Origin of the sequence: Herminiimonas sp., from assembly GCF_030645555.1 — a bacterium.
Lineage (GTDB): Bacteria > Pseudomonadota > Gammaproteobacteria > Burkholderiales > Burkholderiaceae_D > Oxalicibacterium.
The window spans coordinates 1-2901 of the sequence record NZ_JAUSME010000120.1 but is presented as its reverse complement, the minus strand read 5'-3'; the positions used below and the strand labels follow the sequence as shown (position 1 = coordinate 2901).

General features: G+C 56.1%; 4 protein-coding genes. 1 reads left to right on the top strand and 3 read right to left on the bottom strand.

The features are described 5' to 3' along the window. The 3 genes from Q7T06_RS04780 to Q7T06_RS04770 all read right to left on the bottom strand — a co-directional run. Positions 1–771: Tar ligand binding domain-containing protein (locus tag Q7T06_RS04780; RefSeq protein ID WP_304781072.1), on the bottom strand; the 771-nt coding region annotated here is incomplete at its 3' end. A gap of 96 nt (positions 772–867) precedes the next feature. Then, positions 868–1371 (bottom strand): chemotaxis protein CheW, encoded by a 504-nt coding sequence (locus Q7T06_RS04775; protein ID WP_304781070.1) that lies wholly within the window; start codon positions 1369–1371, stop codon positions 868–870. Positions 1372–1513: 142 nt separating this feature from the next. Beyond that, entirely contained in the window at positions 1514–1828 is a 315-nt protein-coding gene (locus Q7T06_RS04770; RefSeq protein ID WP_304781067.1) for a hypothetical protein, read from the bottom strand. On the opposite strand from Q7T06_RS04770, the gene Q7T06_RS04765 reads away from it, so the two are divergent. After that, positions 1805–2901, top strand: a 1097-nt coding sequence (locus tag Q7T06_RS04765; RefSeq protein WP_304781064.1) for an NAD(P)/FAD-dependent oxidoreductase, incomplete at its 3' end; no start/stop codon positions are given. The genes Q7T06_RS04770 and Q7T06_RS04765 overlap by 24 nt on opposite strands.

Sequence of the window (2901 nt, the reverse complement as noted above, 5' to 3'; positions counted from 1 at the left end):
GCTTTCGTTCATGTCTTTCAGGGCCTGGAGCAACTGCCCGGTTTCATTCGTCGATTGCACATCTATCTGTTGCGTCAGGTCGCCGGCCGCCACGCTCCTGGCAATTTTCACGGCTTCATGCAGCGGACGTGCGATCAGGCGGATCAGCCAGAATGCCATGAAGCCTGCCAGCAGCACGCCGAAGATGATGGCGGCGATCGAGATATTGCGCACCATGACAAAACGCGCCTGCGATTCCTCGAAGGCTTTTTTCGCTTCGCGCAATTGCAGGTCTATCAGTGCGCTGGCGCCAGCGCGTACTGGCCCGATCAACTCTTCCATCGGTCCGTTGACGATCTCGGTCACGCGCAATACATTGCCGCCGCGCGAGGCCGCCACTGCCGGAGTCAATGCCTTGTCGAGAAAAATCTTGCGGTCGGCGGCAAATTTATCGGCGAGGATTTTTTCTTCCGGCGTCAAGTTGCTCGCCATAAAACCATCGAAGGCCTTGGTGATTTCTTGCGCGCGCTTGTCTATCGCATCCATTTTCGGGATTACCAGGCCCGGGTCGCCGTAAATCGAGGCGGCGAGGTCGAGCTGGTTGATCGTCAATAGCGTGATGACGGTATTCAACTGCCCGACCGGCACGGTACGGTCTTCGTAGACGGACTTCAAGGCCTTGTTGGCAGTATCCAGCGAGGTCAATCCGAGGATGCCGGTGGAAACCAGCAGTATCGAGAGGATGCCCATCACAGACAAAAGCAGGGATTTGATCGTTATATTTTTTAGCATTTTGGTCTCAAGGCAAACAGCTGGTGTCCTGCAACCGGAAATTTTTCTGATTCCGCTGCAGGAGCCTGGCTGGTGGTGGATGACGGAACAGCGGCCTTAGGCGATACCTTGATCGCTCAGTCCCATTTCGGCACTGGACATCAATTTATCGATATCAACAAGTATCAGCATGCGCTCATCGACAGTGCCCAGGCCAAGCAGGTAATCGGTGGCCAGTGCACCGCTCATTTCCGGCGCCGGCTTGATTTGTTCAGGCGTCAATGTGATGACGTCCGACACGCTATCGACCACCATGCCGACTACCTTGCCTGCGACATTGAGTATCACGACCACGGTGAACTGGTCGTAAGTTGGCGTGCCGAGCTTGAACTTGATGCGCATGTCGACGATAGGCACGATGATGCCGCGCAGGTTGACGACGCCCATGATGAATTCCGGCGCATTGGCGATGCGCGTGACGGTTTCGTAACCGCGCAGTTCCTGCACTTTTTGTATCGAGATGCCGTACTCTTCCTTGCCCAGGGTAAAGGACAAAAATTCGAGTGGGCCGGTTGGTAAAGCGTTGATGGCAGATGTTGCGCTGCTTGCATTGGCGCTCATGTGCACTCCTTTCACAGTCTCTATTGCGCGTTCTATGAACGTCTCTTTTGTTGAATGGATAGACACAGGCGGGCTTCCAGCGCAGCCTTGTCTACACTGACCATAAACCAATTAGTTTCTTGGAGTCAATGCAGGCCGCTGTTTATCCGCATTTTAAAAACGGATGCGTTGCGCGGACGGTAAAGCCTTGCTGGCAGAGTGGAAAGATTGCCTGCACAGCATACTGTTTGTACACAGTTACAATAATTGCAAAAAACACAAAATTGCAGCTGCAGCCAGTAACGGATACCTGATCGAGCGCTGCGGCTGCAGGCAAGACGATTTTCGCCCGCCCGGCATGTGTAACAAAACGGCTGGAGTAAAATAGCGCGCTGCCGACCGACACAACCCTGGCGGCAGTACAGTTCTTTACAGGGTTCAGCTGGAAACTAGCATGTTGCGATTGACCGACGTTCAACTCCCCCTCGACCACCCGGAAGAAGATCTTGCCACTTTCATCGTGGCGCGGCTGGGGATACCTGCGGACGACCTGATCCGTTACACGATCTTCCGGCGCGGCTATGACGCGCGCAAGAAAAGTGCGATCACGCTGGTCTACACGCTGGATGTTGAAGTCAGGAATGAAGCGCAGGTGCAAAAGCGCCTGGCCGGCAACCGCCATGTAACGACTGCGCCTGACACCAGTTATCACTTCGTCGCACAGGCGCCGGCGAACCTGAAGATGCGCCCGGTCGTGATCGGCACCGGCCCTTGCGGCCTGTTCGCCGGCCTGATCCTGGCGCAGATGGGATTCAAGCCGATCATCCTGGAGCGCGGCAAATCGGTGCGTGAGCGTACCAAGGACACCTTCGGCCTGTGGCGCAAGCGCGAGCTGCATCCGGAATCGAATGTGCAATTCGGCGAAGGCGGCGCCGGCACCTTTTCCGACGGCAAGCTGTGGAGCCAGGTCAAGGATCCCAAGCATTACGGCCGCAAGGTCTTGATGGAATTCGTCAAGGCCGATGCGCCGGAAGAAATCATGTACGTCAGCAAGCCGCACATAGGCACCTTCCGCCTGGTGAAGATGGTCGAATTGATGCGCGCCACGATAGAAGCACTGGGTGGCGAATTCCGCTTCGAGAGCAAGGTCGACGATATCGAAATCGAAGACGGCCATGTACGCGGCTTGAAGCTGGCCGATGGCACGCATATAGAAACCGATTACGTGGTGCTGGCGATCGGCCACAGTGCGCGCGACACTTTCCAGATGCTGGATGCACGCGGCGTCTATATCGAGCCGAAACCGTTTTCCATCGGTTTTCGCATCGAGCATCCGCAATCGCTGATAGACCGTTGCCGTTTCGGCTCCAACGCCGGCAATCCCTTGCTGGGCGCAGCTGATTACAAACTCGTGCATCACGCCAGCAATGGCCGTTCTGTTTATAGCTTCTGCATGTGCCCGGGCGGCACCGTGGTCGCGGCCACTTCGGAACCCGGTCGCGTGGTCACCAACGGCATGAGCCAGTATTCGCGCAATGAGCGCAATGCAAA

Coding starts and splice junctions, on each gene's coding strand:
- Q7T06_RS04775 (WP_304781070.1), bottom strand. CDS start 1,371: ATGAGCGCCAATGCAAGCAGCGCAACATCTGCCATCAACGCTTTACCA.